This is a genomic window from Rahnella sp. JUb53, from assembly GCF_004346065.1.
Taxonomy (GTDB): Bacteria; Pseudomonadota; Gammaproteobacteria; order Enterobacterales; family Enterobacteriaceae; genus Rahnella; species Rahnella variigena.
On record NZ_SLYT01000001.1, the window covers coordinates 366,453 to 381,258 of the forward strand.

Annotated in this window: 14 protein-coding genes; 12 read left to right on the forward strand and 2 right to left on the reverse strand. The window is 51.7% G+C overall.

All coding sequences use genetic code 11. From position 1 onward, the window contains the following. The first annotated feature begins 224 nt into the window (after window positions 1–224). The 6 genes from pspA to EC840_RS01810 all read left to right on the forward strand — a co-directional run bounded on the left by pspA (window position 225) and on the right by EC840_RS01810 (window position 4,357). A complete protein-coding gene (gene pspA, locus EC840_RS01785) occupies window positions 225–896 on the forward strand; it encodes a phage shock protein PspA (protein WP_112287897.1) in 672 nt (223 codons plus the stop codon). Between the two features lie 89 nt (window positions 897–985). Further along, window positions 986–1,213: an envelope stress response membrane protein PspB gene (pspB, locus tag EC840_RS01790; protein ID WP_013576050.1), complete on the forward strand. Its 228-nt coding sequence runs from the start codon at window positions 986–988 to the stop codon at window positions 1,211–1,213. Then, window positions 1,213–1,572: an envelope stress response membrane protein PspC gene (pspC, locus tag EC840_RS01795; protein ID WP_132963841.1), complete on the forward strand. Its 360-nt coding sequence runs from the start codon at window positions 1,213–1,215 to the stop codon at window positions 1,570–1,572. The genes pspB and pspC overlap by 1 nt, the downstream gene beginning before the upstream one ends. Window positions 1,573–1,669: 97 nt before the next feature. Continuing rightward, window positions 1,670–1,915 carry a phage shock protein PspD gene (locus EC840_RS01800; RefSeq protein WP_120161818.1) on the forward strand — a complete coding sequence of 82 codons (246 nt, stop codon included), beginning with the start codon at window positions 1,670–1,672 and terminating at the stop codon, window positions 1,913–1,915. Next, entirely contained in the window at window positions 1,896–3,293 is a 1,398-nt protein-coding gene (locus EC840_RS01805) for a YcjX family protein (protein ID WP_132963842.1), read from the forward strand. The genes EC840_RS01800 and EC840_RS01805 overlap by 20 nt, the downstream gene beginning before the upstream one ends. Then, window positions 3,290–4,357, forward strand: a complete 1,068-nt coding sequence (locus EC840_RS01810; RefSeq protein WP_132963843.1) for a YcjF family protein — start codon at window positions 3,290–3,292, stop codon at window positions 4,355–4,357. Before EC840_RS01805 ends, EC840_RS01810 begins: the two co-directional genes overlap by 4 nt. Window positions 4,358–4,475: 118 nt before the next feature. Here the strand turns inward: EC840_RS01810 and EC840_RS01815 are convergent, their stop codons facing one another. After that, complete coding sequence (locus tag EC840_RS01815; RefSeq protein ID WP_132963844.1) at window positions 4,476–4,667, reverse strand: chemotaxis protein; 192 nt, start codon at window positions 4,665–4,667, stop codon at window positions 4,476–4,478. A 436-nt stretch (window positions 4,668–5,103) separates the two neighbouring features. Here EC840_RS01815 and EC840_RS01820 point away from each other — a divergent pair, with 436 nt between their 5' ends. The 4 genes from EC840_RS01820 (at window position 5,104) to EC840_RS01835 (ending at window position 11,884) form a co-directional block, all read left to right on the forward strand. Further along, window positions 5,104–6,390, forward strand: coding sequence for an HlyD family secretion protein (locus EC840_RS01820; protein WP_120161822.1), 1,287 nt, complete (start codon window positions 5,104–5,106; stop codon window positions 6,388–6,390). Further along, a complete protein-coding gene (locus EC840_RS01825) occupies window positions 6,377–8,476 on the forward strand; it encodes a peptidase domain-containing ABC transporter (RefSeq protein ID WP_129638584.1) in 2,100 nt (699 codons plus the stop codon). The genes EC840_RS01820 and EC840_RS01825 overlap by 14 nt, the downstream gene beginning before the upstream one ends. 215 nt (window positions 8,477–8,691) lie before the next feature. Beyond that, window positions 8,692–9,666, forward strand: coding sequence for a porphobilinogen synthase (hemB, locus tag EC840_RS01830; protein WP_112290678.1), 975 nt, complete (start codon window positions 8,692–8,694; stop codon window positions 9,664–9,666). Window positions 9,667–10,054: 388 nt separating this feature from the next. Continuing rightward, a complete protein-coding gene (locus tag EC840_RS01835) occupies window positions 10,055–11,884 on the forward strand; it encodes a methyl-accepting chemotaxis protein (RefSeq protein ID WP_132963845.1) in 1,830 nt (609 codons plus the stop codon). A gap of 126 nt (window positions 11,885–12,010) precedes the next feature. Here EC840_RS01835 and EC840_RS01840 read toward each other — a convergent pair whose 3' ends face one another. Next, window positions 12,011–12,226 (reverse strand): YgdI/YgdR family lipoprotein, encoded by a 216-nt coding sequence (locus tag EC840_RS01840; RefSeq protein WP_129638586.1) that lies wholly within the window; start codon window positions 12,224–12,226, stop codon window positions 12,011–12,013. Between the two features lie 455 nt (window positions 12,227–12,681). On the opposite strand from EC840_RS01840, the gene EC840_RS01845 reads away from it, so the two are divergent. Then, entirely contained in the window at window positions 12,682–13,806 is a 1,125-nt protein-coding gene (locus tag EC840_RS01845; RefSeq protein ID WP_120161825.1) for a branched-chain amino acid ABC transporter substrate-binding protein, read from the forward strand. An 80-nt stretch (window positions 13,807–13,886) separates the two neighbouring features. After that, complete coding sequence (locus EC840_RS01850; protein WP_120161826.1) at window positions 13,887–14,801, forward strand: branched-chain amino acid ABC transporter permease LivH; 915 nt, start codon at window positions 13,887–13,889, stop codon at window positions 14,799–14,801. Window positions 14,802–14,806: the final 5 nt, after the last annotated feature.

The window sequence follows — 14,806 nt, forward strand, 5'->3', positions numbered from 1 at the left end:
CTTGTGTGGTGAAACACACTAACTCTTAGTGAAAATAATCATCTCTAAAAACAAGCATAGCAGAGACGCAAATAAAAAATTCAATTTATTCATGGAGATAATGATTTTAAAAAGTTGGCACGGATCCTGATATAGGTTTATCGCCGCAGTTGAAAATTTTCCTGCGGATTTGACCGGTAATCATTTGGCCGGAAACCAAACAGAAACAAAGGGGAATTTCGATTATGGGTATTTTTTCTCGCTTCGCTGACATCATTAACGCCAACATCAACACCTTGCTGGATAAAGCTGAAGATCCGCAAAAACTGGTTCGTCTGATGATTCAGGAAATGGAAGACACGCTGGTGGAACTGCGTTCGACCTCCGCCCGTGCGCTGGCAGAAAAGAAACAACTGATCCGCCGTATCGATCAGGGTGAAGCCCAGCAAAATGAATGGCAGGACAAAGCCGAACTGGCGCTGCGTAAAGATAAAGACGATCTGGCCCGTGCGGCGCTGATCGAAAAGCAAAAGCTTTCCGAGCTGGTCACTACGCTGAAAAACGAAGTGACTGTCGTAGAAGAAACGCTGGATCGCATGAAGTCAGAGATTGGTGAGCTGGAAAGCAAACTGACCGAAACCCGTGCGCGTCAGCAGGCGCTGACCTTACGTCATCAGGCTGCGGCCTCTTCACGTGACGTTCGTCGCCAGCTCGACAGCGGTAAAATTGATGAAGCGATGGCGCGTTTTGAGCAGTTCGAACGCCGCATCGACCATATGGAAGCGGAAGCTGAAAGCGTCAGCATCGGCAAAAAGAAATCGCTGGATCAGCAATTTGCTGAACTGAAAGCTGATGATGAAATCAGCGCACAAATTGCTGCCCTGAAAGCTAAAATGAACGGCAACCAGGACGCATAATGTTTGCCATTAAACCTGCCTGTTCGCAGGCAGGTTGTTGCAGGATAAACGCCGTAACCGGTAATAAAAAAGACTCATAAGGAGAGACAATGAGCTTCCTGTTTTTAGCTATTCCGCTGACCATTTTTGTTTTATTCGTGGCGCCCGTCTGGTTGTGGCTTCACTACAGCAATCGCCAGCAAAATGGCAGTCAGCTTAGTCAGCATGAGATGCAAAATCTCACCAGTCTGACCCATGAAGCGCAACGTATGCGCGAACGTATTCAGGCGCTGGAAGAAATTCTCGACGCCGAACATCCGGGCTGGAGGCAATCATAATGGCGACCCGTCTGTCTGAGAAAAAACTCTATCGCGTGCCGGAAGAGGGCGTGGTTAAAGGCGTACTGGCCGGGCTGGCGCACTATCTGGGCGTGCCGGTAAAACTGCTGCGAATCATGGCCGTGCTGTCGATTTTCTTCGGTTTATTCATGTTCACCGTCGTGGCGTACATCATTCTCAGCTACGTGCTGGATCCGGTACCGGCCAGCGAATATGAAGATGAAAATGCGCCATTGCCGCGTAACTTGCTGGAAGAAGCCGACCGCGAACTGAAGGCCAGCGAGCAGCGTTTACGTCAGGTAGAGCGCTACGTCACCTCGGAAACTTTTGGCGTACGCAGCCGGTTCCGTCAGCTTTAATTCTTTACCTGCAATTCTTATCAACCACTTTGCCTCTGGCTGCCGGACGTTGTTCCGGCTGCTATTTTCTTTCTCACCTCCCGCTTAAGGAATCTTTATGACCCGTTACCTGAATTCCTCGCTGCCGGGTAAGCGCAGCCTGTTTTCGAAAATACTGAACATCGCGTTGACGCTGGCGCTCACGTTCGGCCCTGCCGGACTGGCAGCACGCGTGCTGGGCGTGGTGGGAAAAGGGCCACTTCGGTATGTTTTAGCACTATTATTAGAACCGTTATTCAAACGTATTCTTACCGCGCTGTTTGGGCGCTACGCCAGGGAGAGCAATGAAAAGACTACAAGATGAGTTTAATTCACTGATCAATCGCGGCATGGACAGGCATCTGCGGCTGGCCGTCACTGGTTTAAGCCGCAGCGGAAAAACCGCTTTCATCACCGCCTTCGTTAACCAGCTTTTACATATGCACAGCGGCGCACGTCTGCCGCTGTTTTCGGCTGCCCGCGAGGAGCGCCTGCTCGGCGTAAAGCGCGTTCCCCAGCGTGATCTGGGCGTGTCGCGCTTTGCCTATGACGAAGGGCTTGCGTCGCTTTATGGCACGCCGCCCGCGTGGCCGACGCCAACCCGTGGTGTCAGCGAAATCCGCCTGGCATTGCGTTACCGTTCCAACGATTCCCTGCTGCGTCACTTCAAAGATACCTCCACGTTGTACCTGGAAATTGTCGATTATCCCGGTGAATGGCTGCTGGATTTGCCGATGCTGGAGCAAAATTATCTCGACTGGTCACGCCAGATGGCGGGGCTGTTGCAGGGCGATCGTGCAGAATGGGCAAAGCCGTGGCTGACGCTGTGCGAACAATGCGATCCGCTGGCACCGGCTGATGAAAATCTGCTGGGCACGATTTCACAGGCGTATACCGATTATCTGGTGCGCTGCAAAACCGAAGGGTTGCACTTTATCCAGCCGGGGCGTTTTGTTCTGCCGGGAGATATGGCCGGTGCGCCCGCGCTGCAGTTCTTCCCCTGGCCGGAGCTGAACCGCTATTCTGATGCCCAACTGGCGCAGGCGGATAAAAACAGCAATCTCGGCATGCTGCGTGCGCGTTTCGACTATTACTGTCAGCACATCGTGAAAGGGTTTTACAAAGATCACTTTGTGAAATTTGACCGCCAGATTGTGCTGGTGGATTGCCTGCAACCGCTCAACAGCGGTCCGCAGGCTTTCAACGATATGCGCCTCGCGCTGACACAACTGATGCAAAGTTTCCACTACGGCAAACGCACGTTGTTCCGCCGTTTGTTTAATCCGTGCATCGACAAACTGATGTTTGCCGCCACTAAAGCCGACCACATCACCGGCGATCAGCACGCCAGTCTGGTGTCTCTGTTGCAGCAACTGGTGCAGGAAGCCTGGCAGAACGCCGCTTTCGAAGGCATCAGCATGGACTGCGCCGGTCTGGCGTCGGTTCAGGCGACGGAAACCGGCATGGTGGAATATCAGGGGCAAAGCTTACCCGCGCTGAAAGGCCACCGGTTGCAGGATGGCGCGCCGCTGACGGTGTTCCCCGGCGAGGTGCCTGCGCGTCTGCCGGGACATGCGTTCTGGCAAAAACAGGGATTCCATTTTGATGAGTTTCGTCCGCGTGAAATGAGCGTGGATACGCCGTTGCCGCACATCCGTCTGGACGCGGTGATGGAGTTTTTACTGGGAGATAAAATGCGATGAGCGAACCTATAAGACCGCGTATCGATTTTGAAACGGAATTAAAAGCCCCGGCCGATCCGGTGATCAAACCGGCGCTGGCGTTTGACGAACAGATTTCAGAACGCTTTATTCCGGTCACCGCTGAAACCGACGAACAGCAAGAAGAAGGCGAAGCCGAAGCAGTGCTTAACCGTGCGCTGAAACCGCGCCGCAGTTTGTGGGGTAAAATTGTTCGGTTAGGCGTGGCGGTGCTGGGGATCAGCGTGGTCGCGCAGGGCGTGCAATGGGTTCACGAGGCGTGGATCCAGCAAGACTGGGTGGCGCTGGGTGCCTGCACAGCGGGCGGGCTGATTATCCTCGCCGGTATCGGTTCGGTGGCTACCGAATGGCGGCGCTTGTACCGCCTGCGTCAGCGCGCCGATGAGCGTGATGAGGCACGTGAATTAATGCACAGTCATGGTTTAGGGCAGGGGCGCGCATTTTGCGAAAAACTGGCAGCGCAAGCCGGACTGGATAACAGCCATCCGGCGTTACAACGCTGGAAGGCGTCATTGCACGAAACGCAGAATGACCGTGAAGTGGTCGAGCTTTACGCGCGGTTAGTTCAGCCGGTGCTCGACGCACAGGCACGGCGTGAAATCAGCCATTCGGCAGCAGAATCGGCGCTGATGATCGCCGTCAGCCCGCTGGCGCTGGTGGATATGGCCTTTATCGCCTGGCGCAACCTGCGTCTGGTCAACCGCATCGCCGTGCTTTACGGCATTGAACTGGGTTATTACAGCCGCATCCGTTTGTTCCGCCTGGTGCTGCTGAATATGGCATTCGCCGGCGCGTCTGAGCTGGTACGCGAAGTCGGGATGGACTGGATGTCGCAGGATCTGGCGGCGCGTCTTTCCGCCCGTGCGGCACAAGGTATTGGTGCCGGATTGCTGACTGCCCGTCTGGGTATCAAAACCATGGAACTCTGCCGTCCATTACCATGGCTGGATGGCGATAAGCCAAAACTGGGTGATTTTCGCCGCGAGCTTATCGGCAAGTTGAAAAACAGCATGGTGAAGAGCGATAAAACGAAAGCGGGTATTTGATTTCTCCCTGCTAAAAGTTTTCCTCGGTTGTAAATTTTCGACTGATACATCCAATGATAAAAAAAGCCCCGCGTCAGCGGGGCTTGTATTACTCTGATTAACCTTTAAAGACTAAAAACTAGGTTGTCAGATAGTTCTGTGCTTTAGCAAGACCATCGGAAATTTGTGAATACGCTTTGTTCACCGCATTACTGGTGTCACTTACCGCGTCCTGACCAAAGTTTGATAGGCGATCGGCAACTTTATTTACATCTTCCGACCAACCCGCACCATTAACCATTTTAATATCATGTTCTGTTAATTGTTTCATCTTAGGCCTTCCTTTTAATCTGTTAAAGCAAGTCCCCTAAAAAACCGGGGGCGATGAAAACATTGAGTAATGCTATGGAGATAATTTCTACGCAATGTCTTCACGGGGATTAAGCCTAGAGCACTGGCGGCGGAATTTGACTAGGAATAATCTCCTATGTGAAATTTTATGTATAACCCATTGTTTTTAAATTAAATTAAGAGTTAATAAAATCTGGTTTATTAATTTCACGTATAAAAAATAATCGCTTACTCAGGCGGAGGATTATTTATGCGTCAGATCTGCGTCAAAAGGTAAATTAATATGACGGAGTAACAGTTGCTATGCGGAAATACCTGCCTGCGATGTTTCAGAGTAATCGCGGTGGCAGGAGATTTTATGGCTGCTATCTTTCAAAGATTCTGTTTTTACAGCCAGTTTTTCCGGAACAAAAAATATGCTCTTTCGTAAAGAGGTCAATGAACATCAGCAAAACCACTGGACGGGTAAGGCGTTATTACTCGCCGGCTGGCCCATATGGATTGTGACGTCACTGACCGCTGTTTTTATTATTTCTTTACTGATATTCCTAATCTTCACCAATTACACCCGGCGTATTAATGTCAGCGGTGAAATTATCACCCAGCCACACAGTATTAATTTGTTCAGCCCGGAACAGGGCGTGATCACCAAACTGTATGTCGATACCGGCAAACCGGTCAAAAAAGGGCAGCCGCTGTATGAAATTGACGTCAGCCGCGTGACGCAGGCGGGTAACGTCAGCACTACCACGCTTGCCGCCATCAAAAAACAACGAGAGCAAATTGATTCGATCGTTGCTCAGCTTGAGCACAATAAGCAGGAGACGCTGCAAAACCTGCAACAGCAGTTAGAGCAATATGAGAAAGCGCATCAGGTTTCGCAAAGCATGGTGGCTTCCGCTCAGGAAGGGCTGGATGCCATGAAGAAAAGCATGCAGAACTACGGCGCTTATCAGAAGAAAGGTCTCATCAATACCGACCAGCTGAACAATCAGCGTTACCTGTTTTATCAGCAGCAGACGTCGTTTCAGAGTCTGAACACTCAGGCGATTCAGGAAGCGTTACAAATCACCAATCTGCGCAGCGAACTGGTGACCCGCGCCGCCGAGTTTGATAATCAGATTTCGCAGTACGGCTACCAGCGTAACGACCTCGAGCGTCAGCTGGCTCAGGCCGATGCCAAAGGTTCCTTGCTGATCACCGCGCCGACCTCCGGCAAAATCTCCTCGCTGAGCGTCACGCCCGGACAGATGGTCAACGCCGGAGACAGCCTCGCGCAACTGGTGCCTGCCAGTAATTCCCCGTTCTTCCTTGTTGCCTGGCTGCCTAATGAAAGCGTGCCTTACGTAAAAGCTGGTGAACACATTAATATCCGTTACGAAGCCTATCCGTTTGAAAAGTATGGCCAGTTCCCCGGCAAGGTGGAATCGATTTCCTCTGCGCCTGTTTCTGAACAGGAGCTGAATTCCTACGCCAGCGCACCGCGAACGGCCAACGGCACGGTCAGCGGGCCGTATTACAAAGTGATTGTTTCACTGGATAAAAAAGCGATGGACTGGCACGGCGAGACGCTGAATTTATCCAGCGGTATGAAAGCCGAATCAACATTATTCCTGGAGAAAAGGCCGCTGTATCAGTGGATGTTGTCTCCGTATTACAGCATGAAGAAAAGCGTGGTGGGGCCAATTAATGAATCTCGATAACGTACGGGAGCTGGCTGACCGCCTGCACTTTAGCTGGCGCCACCGGGTGCCGCAGATTATTCAAACCGAAGCCGCCGAATGCGGGCTGGCCAGTCTGGCGATGGTCTTTGGCTATCACGGTAAACATGTCGATTTGCAGAGTCTGCGCCAGCATTACGGCATTTCCTCGCGCGGTGCGACGCTGCGCACGCTGATGGATATCGCCGCAGCGAATGAGATGAAATCCCGCGCCCTGAAGCTGGATATTGATGAGCTGAACGCGCTGAAAACACCCTGCATTTTGCACTGGGATCTCAACCATTTCGTGGTACTGGTCGGCGTTAAGCAGGGCAAAGTGATTATTCACGATCCGGCCTTCGGGCGTCGCTCGCTGGGCATGCGCGAAGTCTCCGAGCATTTCACCGGCGTGGCGCTCGAGCTGTGGCCGGACAATGGTTTTACCTCCGAAAAGCCGCGCGTGCGGCTCAATTTGCGCAAGATGATGGGAAACGTCAGCGGACTGATCCCGGCGCTGACCAAAATCTTCTGCCTGTCGCTGATGATTGAATCGGTGAATCTGCTGCTGCCGGTCGGAATGCAGCTGGTAATGGACCACGTGATCCCGGCGAAAGACCCCGATTTGCTGACCCTGATTTGCCTCGGTTTGCTGTTCTTCATCATTTTCCGCACCGGCGTCAGTATGCTGCGCGCCTGGACATCGCTGGTGATGAGTACGCTGATTGACGTGCAGTGGAAAGCGCGGCTGTTTGATCATCTTATGAAGCTGCCGCTCGATTACTTTGAGAAGCGCAAACTGGGTGATATCCAGTCGCGTTTTACCTCGCTCGACACACTGCGTACGACGCTGACCACCAATGTGGTGAACAGTATTATCGACGGTATTATGTCGGTCGGATTGATCGTGATGATGGTGCTGTACGGCGGCTGGCTGATTTGGGTGATCCTTGGCTTTACAGCGATCTACGTGGTGTTCCGTCTGACCACATACAACGCCTATCGTCAGGTTTCGGAGGAACAAATCGTCAAAGGTGCCCGTGCCGGTTCGCACTTTATGGAAACGCTGTACGGCATCAGCACGCTGAAAGCACTCGGTTTATCGAAAGCACGCGCCAATTTTTGGCTGAATCTGAACATTGATAACGCCAATGCGACAGTGCGTAAAACCAAGTTTGAAATGATGTTTACCGGCGGTAACACACTGATTGCCACACTCGATCAGGTGGCGCTGCTGTGGCTCGGCGCGACGCAGGTCATCGACGGCCATATGACGCTCGGGATGTTCGTGGCGTTCAATACCTATCGCGGGCAGTTTTCCGAACGTGCGGCCAATCTGCTGAATATGGTGTTGCAACTGCGGATGCTTTCCCTGCACCGCGACCGTATCGCGGATATCGCGCTGACCGACACCGAAAAATCGCTGCCGGAGCGTGAATTGCTGCGGGCGGGCGAAGCGGCGTCGCTGGATGTCCGGGATCTGGTGTTTCAGTACGACAGCCTTTCCGCGCCGCTGATCAACGGCCTGAATCTCTCGGTCGCGGCGGGAGAAAGTGTGGCAATCACCGGACCGTCGGGGCAGGGCAAAACCACGCTGATGAAAATCATGACCGGTCTGCTGACGCCAACTGAAGGCCGCATTCTGATCAACGGCATGGATATCACCACCGCCGGGCTGAACAATTACCGCAGCTGCATTGCCTGTGTGTTACAGGATGATACGTTGTTCGCCGGTTCCATTGCCGAGAACATTGCCAGCTTTGATGAGCAGAAAGACGAAGCGCGGATTATCGACTGCGCCCGCCGTTGTAACATCCACGACGATATCGAACGCATGCCGATGGGTTACGAAACGCTGATCAGCGAACTGGGCGGCAGTTTGTCCGGCGGGCAGAAACAGCGGGTGCTGATTGCGCGTGCGCTGTACCGCCGTCCGGCAATTCTGTTCCTCGATGAGGCCACCAGCCATCTGGATCTGGACAACGAAATGCGCATCAATCAGGCGATCAGCGAACTGGATATAACGCGGATATTTATCGCCCACCGTCCGTCTACGATTGCCTCAGCAGATCGCGAGATCAAGCTCGGTTAAATCCTTCCTTCAGGCGATCCCTGTTCCGGGATCGCCTTTCCAAAATGCGGCCTCTGTTACATCTCCTCACGGAAAGTTCATCATTTGTTTAAAAGTTATTATAAAATGCTGCCTCCATCGTCTGACGGCGCTGCCATGCCTCCTGCCGTCTGAACTGTCTGCACTCCTGTTTCTTAAAAAATTTCAGTGCAACAGACTAATTTTTAGGAGTTTTCATGTCGAATCAGTTCCCGAGCTCACGCCTTCGCCGCCTGAGACAGTCCGAATCCCTGCGCACTCTTTTTCAGGAAACTGAATTTAGCGTCAACGATCTGGTACTGCCGATTTTCGTAGAAGAAGAGACCTCTGAATACGTACCGATCGAAGCTATGCCCGGCGTGCTGCGCATTCCCGAATCCCGCCTGGCGTTTGAAATCGAACGTTACGCCCGCGCCGGTATCCGCTCGGTCATGACTTTTGGTATTTCGCATCATATGGATGCCACCGGCAGTGACACCTGGAACGAAAACGGTCTGGTCGCACGTATGGCACGTATCTGTAAAGACACCGTGCCTGAAATGATCGTCATGTCCGACACCTGTTTCTGCGAATACACCTCGCATGGCCATTGCGGCGTGCTGCACGACCATGGCGTAGATAACGACGCGACGCTGATTAACCTCGGCAAACAGGCCGTAGTTGCTGCCGCAGCAGGTGCAGATTTCATTGCGCCATCCGCTGCACAGGACGGTCAGGTACAGGCCATTCGCAGCGCGCTGGACGAAGCCGGTTTCATCGATACCTCGATCATGGCCTACTCCACTAAGTTTGCGTCATCCATGTACGGGCCATTCCGTGAAGCGGGCGGCAGCGTGCTGAAAGGCAACCGTAAGCAATATCAGATGAACCCGATGAACCGCCGCGAAGCCGTGCGCGAATCACTGATGGATGAGCACGAAGGCGCCGATGCGCTGATGGTGAAACCCGCTGGCGCGTATCTGGATGTGATCCGCGATATCCGTGAAGCCTCCCGTCTGCCACTGGCGGCGTATCAGGTCAGCGGCGAATACGCGATGATCAAGTTCGCGGCACAAGCCGGTGCCATTGATGAGCGCGCCGTGGTGCGTGAAAGCCTGGGTGCGATCAAACGTGCGGGTGCAGATATTATCCTGACCTATTTCGCCATGGATATTGCTGAAAACGGGCTGTAATCCCCTTCATCCTTCAAACCACCTTGCTGCGACTCGAATGTTTTCGGGTTTGAGAACGGTGTTCAAAGCATAAGAAACCGGGCCTTCGCCCGGTTTTTTTATGCCCACGCCGCTGAACCTGACGTTGCGCGGTATATGCGCAGACCACATCTTCATTATTTAATAACAGCAGCACATTAAAATAATACTTTCTTAAAATGAATCACTTCACCATTAATACGCAAAGTTTAAGCAATTAAGTTTTCATACAAAGAATAAGGTTTTATTGCTGTTAAATTACCGACTTATGTAACTTAAGAAAATGAGTTTTCCATTAATTAATTTTTATAGCCTGCCGATACTCCATGTGCTTCACATACAACTGTTTTTATAAAAATAATGGAGAGCCATGAAAATGTTTATGAAATATTTTGAAAATCTAAAAGTCGGGAAAAAATTAGCATTTGGTTTCGGACTTATCTTATTGCTAAGCATTGCAGTTACTTTATGCGGTATTAAAAATCTGAATGATATTTCCATCCGGGCAGACAAAATAAGCCAGCTGAAAGTAATAACTGACCAGTTTGCTATGGCAAAAGCTGAAAGACTGGAATATGTGAAAACGCATGATGAAAAATACATCGCCATGAATGAGATGAACTTGCAGCAGGTTGATAAGAAAATTGAAAGTCTCAGGTCGCTTCAATGGGATACAAAGCACCTGGAGATGCTTAATGACATGTCAGAAGTCATGAAGACGTATCGCGATAAACGTGCTCAAACTGTCCGCGAGACACAGCAACGTGATCTTGTTGTCAGTCGTTTTGTGCTGACCCGTGAAGAGTCAACAATCAAAAGTTTGGCGCAGTCCTACGCACAAGATCCGACGCGCGCAGCCACCGCGACAGCATTAGCTGATATTGTCCGTCACATCGACGGTGTGGCGACGCGTGTGAAACTTCTCCAGTTTGAGAATACTGATGAGTCACTTAACGCTTTAACAGGTTTTATGATTGAATCGATTCAGCAAATGAATGCCGTCAAATCCCAGCTAAATCCGGCGGATGTCAGCGCACTTGAAGACGTTGAACGCTCGGTCTCGGCTAAAAAGGAGAGTGCCAGTGATTACCTGCGTTCCTATATTGCTGAGCAGGAAGCGACTCAGCTGCTTGCAAAAGCAGGCGGCAAGCTGACGACCCTGAGTGACAATATCTTTGAATCGGAACTGAGTGCGGCTCATGACGATATTAGAAAGGCAGTGATATGGATGGCTTCACTTTTGGGGGCCGCCGTCTTGTTAAGTATTGGCATTGCGCTGATCATTTCCCGCCAGATTGTGAAGCCTCTGGCTGACACGCTTGAGGTTGCGCGACAGATAGCGCGCGGTGATTTAAGAGCTCATCTCAATACCACGCGTCGTGATGAACTGGGCGAACTGATGCAAGCAGTAGATGAGATGAACACCGATCTTCGCCGTATCATCGGTGATATTCGTGCCGGCGTGACGCAGGTAAGCCATGCCTCCGCAGAAATTGCGGCAGGAAATAATGATTTATCCGCACGTACTGAGGAACAGGCGGCTGCGCTTGAAGAAACGGCGGCCAGCATGGAGCAGTTAACGGCGACGGTTAAACAGAACGTAGACAATATTCATCACACCAGCCAACTGGCGGGCAGTACTTCGGAAACGGCGAACAAAGGCGGGCAACTGGTCTCTCATGTGGTGAAAACGATGAATGAAATCACGGCGAGCTCAGCAAAAATTGCTGACATTACAACGGTAATTAACAGCATCGCTTTTCAGACCAATATTCTGGCTCTCAATGCGGCCGTTGAAGCGGCGCGTGCAGGAGAACAGGGGCGGGGATTTGCTGTGGTGGCAAGTGAAGTGAGAAGTCTGGCGCAACGTAGTGCTCAGGCTGCAAAAGAGATAGAAGGTTTAATTGGTGAATCGGTAGAGCGAATTAATGCAGGGTCAGAGCTGGTAGAACAGGCGGGAACCACCATGCATGACATTGTGACTAAAGTGGCTAACGTTACCGAAATACTTAATGAAATTACGCAGGCATCGGATGAACAGAACAGGGGAATATCTCAGGTAGGGCAAGCCATAGTGGAGATGGACAGCGTGACTCAGCAAAACGCGGCCCTGGTGGAAGAGTCTTCTGCTGCTGCTAATGCGCTGCGGGATCAGGCACAAAATCTGGCGTCGTCTGTTTCGCGTTTTATTACTGAGTAATTTTATCCTCAAAACAGTCGTGTTATTACGGGCCGTTCAGGTACCTATAGCATGACTGTTTTATTCAGCCCGCCGTGTAATTCATCGGTCGGGCTGTCGAAAAAATGTAATTCCCATCGGTCACGCCTACTTCTTCACAATGCCCGCGATATCATTGGTGTTCATCAGATGATAATCGCCGTTCATGTCGGTGTAGCTGGTCATGCCGGTATCGCGGTCACGGTCGGGTTCACCGTGGGCGAAAAACTGGTCGCCCGCTTTGGTGTTGATCACATAATCACTGGCACAGCCTGATAATCCCATGGCCAGCACAATCGCCGTCAGGCAGGATAATTTCTTCATTGTTCAGTCGTTTCCTGTTGCAATCATCTGACCGCATTACAAAACAACCCGCCGAAAGAAGCAAAGAAAAAATATATCAACGGATTAGCCGTGGGGCACTTAACGTTACATTTTGGTGCAGGGCGTTCCGGTATCGTTATTTTCCTATTCTTTTCAGCACCAGTGCGGTGCGATGTGATCCCGTCGTTGTTTCTGCGAGTTCTCCGCAACGCCTGACAGGCGCTATCTATACTCACATAACCGTAACAATCACAGACGTCGGGTAACACTGGCAGATATTTTGCTTAAGTTTCTTACCTTTGATGTTGTCCGCCAGCGGTGGACAAACGGGATCTCCCCTCCATTGGCTTGTGCTTTAAATTTCAGATTTTCAGATTACGACTTTGCGTTGGTGTTTTTGCTGCATGCGTTGCCCATAACCCGTTTGCATAAACTCAGTCCTAAGGATCATGATGATGTCGATGAAATTTATGAAAAGTCCTCTCTCTCTTTTACTGGCTGGTTGTCTGGTCACGGCCTTCTCCGCGCGTGCGGATATTGTGATTGGGGTTGCCGGTCCGTTCACCGGTCCGAATGCCACTTATGGTGATCAGTACTGGCATGGGGCGACTCAGGCCGCCGAAGACATTAATGCCGCAGGCGGGATCAACGGCGAGAAAATCAAACTGGTTCAGGGTGATGATGCCTGCGAGCCAAAACAAGCCGTCGCGGTGGCTAACCGGCTGGTGGATCAGGATAAAGTGCAGGCAGTGGTCGGACATTTCTGTTCATCCTCTACCATGCCAGCGTCTGAGGTGTATAACGACGCCGGGATTATCGCCATCACGCCGGGCTCAACTAACCCGCAGATCACTGAACGCGGCATGAGCGATATGTTCCGTATGTGTGGGCGCGATGACCAGCAGGGGCTGGTGGCCAGCGATTACATCATCGACAAACTGAAAGCCAAAAAAGTGGTCATCATTCACGACAAAGATACCTACGGACAGGGGCTGGCAGATGCCACCAAAGCAGCGCTTAACAAACGCGGCGTGAAAGAAGTGATGTATGAAGGACTGTCGCGCGGCGAAAAAGACTTTAATGCGCTGGTTACCAAAATCAGTGCGCAGAAACCAGATGTGGTGTTCTTTGGCGGCTGCCATCCGGAAGCCGGTCCGTTAGTTCGCCAGATGCGTGAGCAGGGCGTTCAGGCGACGTTCTTCTCCGGTGACTGTATCGTCAACGAAGAAATGGTCACCGCTGCCGGCGGTCCGCAATACACCAATGGCATTCTGATGACCTTCGGCAAAGACCCGCGTCTGATCCCGGACGGCAAAGCCGTCATCGATAAATTCCGCGCTAATAAATTCGAGCCGGAAGGTTACACCCTCTATTCCTACGCGTCCGTGCAGGCCATTGCCGCCGCCTTCAAAGCCACCGGCGGCAGCGATTCTGCCAAAGCCAGCGCGTGGCTTAAAGCCAACAGTGTCGATACCGTCATGGGTAAAAAGGCCTGGGACAGCAAAGGCGACCTGAAAGTCTCTGATTACGTGGTTTATAAGTGGGATGACAAAGGCAAATATCAGGAAGTTAAGGAATAACTCATTTTGATTTGCCAGTTCTAATCTGTGTCAGACCGCGCCCTTAGCCAGGCGCGGTCACAAAAAGAGACTGCGTATTTATGGATTCATTCTTCCTGCAACAACTGTTTAATGGCATTACGCTCGGTGCTGTCTACGGTCTCATCGCCATCGGCTACACCATGGTTTACGGCATTATCGGCATGATCAACTTTGCTCACGGCGAAGTGTATATGATTTCGGCTTACCTCTGCGCTATCGCGCTGGCGCTGCTTTCCTTCTTCGGGCTGCACTCTTTTCCGCTGCTGATCCTCGGCACACTGGTGTTCACCATCGTGGTGACCGGCGTTTACGGCTGGGCGATTGAGCGCATTGCCTACAAACCTCTGCGAAATTCCACGCGCCTTGCACCGCTGATTTCTGCTATCGGCATGTCGCTGATTTTGCAGAACTACGCACAAATCAGTCAGGGACCGCGACAGCAGGGCATTCCTACGATGTTTGATGGCGCGCTGCGTTTTCATATCGGAGACAGCTTTGTCCAGATGACCTACACCAAACTGTTCATTCTGGTGGCGTCCCTTGTCGGCATGTTGGTTTTGTCGTGGATTATCAGCAACACCAAACTCGGTCGTATGTGTCGCGCGGTACAGCAGGACAGAAAAATGGCCTCAATTCTCGGCATCAACACCGATCGCATTATCTCGCTGGTCTTTATGATCGGCGCGGCGATGGCGGGGCTGGCAGGTGTACTGGTCACCATGAACTACGGCACTTTTGATTTCTATGCCGGATTTATCATCGGCATCAAAGCCTTTACCGCAGCGGTACTCGGCGGGATCGGATCGTTACCGGGCGCGATGCTCGGCGGCCTGATACTGGGTATCGCCGAAGCGCAGTTCTCGGGCATGGTGAATTCCGATTACAAAGACGTGTTCTCTTTTGGATTGCTGGTGGTGATCCTTATTTTCCGCCCTCAGGGCCTGCTGGGCCGTCCGGTCGTGACGAAAGTGTGAGGGAA